General features: G+C 50.2%; 2 tRNA genes and 2 rRNA genes (2 of these 4 running past the window's edge). All 4 read left to right on the top strand.

The features are described from left to right. Positions 1-433, top strand: a 16S ribosomal RNA gene (locus RAE19_RS17920); it begins 1,102 nt to the left of the window's first position. A gap of 99 nt (positions 434-532) precedes the next feature. After that, a tRNA-Ile gene (locus RAE19_RS17915) sits at positions 533-609 on the top strand. A gap of 36 nt (positions 610-645) precedes the next feature. Next, positions 646-721: transfer RNA gene (locus RAE19_RS17910), tRNA-Ala, on the top strand. A gap of 389 nt (positions 722-1,110) precedes the next feature. Further along, positions 1,111-2,500, top strand: a 23S ribosomal RNA gene (locus RAE19_RS17905) (it continues 1,488 nt past the right edge of the window). Together the 16S and 23S rRNA genes with 2 tRNA genes alongside form the textbook arrangement of a ribosomal RNA operon.

The raw sequence follows: 2,500 nt of genomic DNA, 5'->3' as shown, positions 1-2,500 counted from the left end.
GCAACCCTTGTCATTAGTTGCTACATTCAGTTGGGCACTCTAATGAGACTGCCGGTGACAAACCGGAGGAAGGTGGGGATGACGTCAAGTCCTCATGGCCCTTATAGGTGGGGCTACACACGTCATACAATGGCTGGTACAAAGGGTTGCCAACCCGCGAGGGGGAGCTAATCCCATAAAGCCAGTCGTAGTCCGGATCGCAGTCTGCAACTCGACTGCGTGAAGTCGGAATCGCTAGTAATCGTGGATCAGAATGTCACGGTGAATACGTTCCCGGGTCTTGTACACACCGCCCGTCACACCATGGGAGCGGGTTCTGCCAGAAGTAGTTAGCCTAACCGCAAGGAGGGCGATTACCACGGCAGGGTTCGTGACTGGGGTGAAGTCGTAACAAGGTAGCCGTATCGGAAGGTGCGGCTGGATCACCTCCTTTCTGGAAAACTGCAATCTAATTTGAACGCTCACACTTATCGGTTGTTGGAAGGTTGTCGCTAACGACTTGGGCTTATGCCTGGTCATAAGTGACCGGCTTGGGTCTGTAGCTCAGTTGGTTAGAGCACCGTCTTGATAAGGCGGGGGTCGTTGGTTCGAGACCAACCAGACCCACCATCGTCGTCCAATAAACAGGTAGATATTGGGAAATACGGGGGATTAGCTCAGCTGGGAGAGCACCTGCTTTGCAAGCAGGGGGTCGTCGGTTCGATCCCGTCATCCTCCACCAAACTTCCGATACACATGAAGTCAACACCAAAGTAGCTTTGCATTGCTTGCAATGAAGAGGCTGCTTTGTTGTTGATCAAGATCTCTTGATCAACCGGCTGTTCTTTAACAATTTATAGAGTTTAATCAGCGTTGCCAACTTTAAGCTGCGCCAAGGAAACTGCACATTCGTAAAGGTTTAGTGCAGACCGTGCCTTGCGTGGTTGTTGGCAACATATTTGATTGCGTCAAAATGAATATCAAACTTTGTTTGAAATTCGAAAGTAATTAGGCTAACTGTTTGCGAAAGCAAGTGGTGATGTCATTTACGGCATAACGCGACAGGTGAGAGACCTGTCAAACATTCCTTGAAGATGACGGAGATACTCGCAAGAGTGGTCAAAGTTATAGGGTCAAGTGAATAAGAGCATGTGGTGGATGCCTTGGCAATGATAGGCGACGAAGGACGTGATAGCCTGCGATAAGCTTCGGGGAGCTGGCAAATTAGCTTTGATCCGGAGATTTCCGAATGGGGAAACCCACCCTTAGGGGTATCGCATACTGAATACATAGGTATGCGAGGCGAACCGGGTGAACTGAAACATCTCAGTAGCTCGAGGAAAAGACATCAACCGAGATTCCGAAAGTAGTGGCGAGCGAAATCGGAGAAGCCTGCAAGTGATAGCACAAGACATAACGGAACAGCCTGGAAATGCTGGCCATAGCGGGTGATAGCCCCGTACGTGAAATGACCTGTGTGGTACTGAGCTTGCGAAAAGTAGGGCGGGACACGAGAAATCCTGTCTGAATATGGGGGGACCATCCTCCAAGGCTAAATACTCATCATTGACCGATAGTGAACTAGTACCGTGAGGGAAAGGCGAAAAGAACCCCGGGAGGGGAGTGAAATAGATCCTGAAACCGCATGCTTACAAAAAGTAGGAGCCCGCAAGGGTGACTGCGTACCTTTTGTATAATGGGTCAGCGACTTACATTCAGTGGCAAGGTTAACCGAATAGGGAAGCCGTAGAGAAATCGAGTCCGAATAGGGCGTCTAGTCGCTGGGTGTAGACCCGAAACCAAGTGATCTATCCATGGCCAGGATGAAGGTGCCGTAACAGGTACTGGAGGTCCGAACCGACTAGTGTTGCAAAACTAGCGGATGAGCTGTGGATAGGGGTGAAAGGCTAAACAAACTTGGAAATAGCTGGTTCTCTCCGAAAACTATTTAGGTAGTGCCTCAAGTATTACCTGCGGGGGTAGAGCACTGTTTTGGCTAGGGGGTCATGGCGACTTACCAAACCAATGCAAACTCCGAATACCGCAGAGTACAGCTTGGGAGACAGAGCACCGGGTGCTAACGTCCGGACTCAAGAGGGAAACAACCCAGACCGCCAGCTAAGGTCCCTAAAATTGGCTAAGTGGGAAACGAAGTGGGAAGGCTAAAACAGTCAGGATGTTGGCTTAGAAGCAGCCATCATTTAAAGAAAGCGTAATAGCTCACTGATCGAGTCGTCCTGCGCGGAAGATGTAACGGGGCTAAGCCAGTTACCGAAGCTGCGGATTTGCAATTTATTGCAAGTGGTAGGAGAGCGTTCTGTAAGCCTGTGAAGGTGCGTTGTAAAGCGTGCTGGAGGTATCAGAAGTGCGAATGCTGACATGAGTAGCGTTAAAGGGGGTGAAAAGCCCCCTCGCCGTAAGCGCAAGGTTTTCTACGCAACGTTCATCGGCGTAGAGTGAGTCGGCCCCTAAGGCGAGGCAGAGATGCGTAGCTGATGGGAAACAGGTCAATATTCCTGTA

Source organism: Rhodoferax potami (genome assembly GCF_032193805.1).
Classification (GTDB): Bacteria; Pseudomonadota; Gammaproteobacteria; order Burkholderiales; family Burkholderiaceae_C; genus Allorhodoferax; species Allorhodoferax potami_A.
Note: the sequence above shows the minus strand (reverse complement) of the source record. Positions and strands in the feature narration are given on the sequence as shown.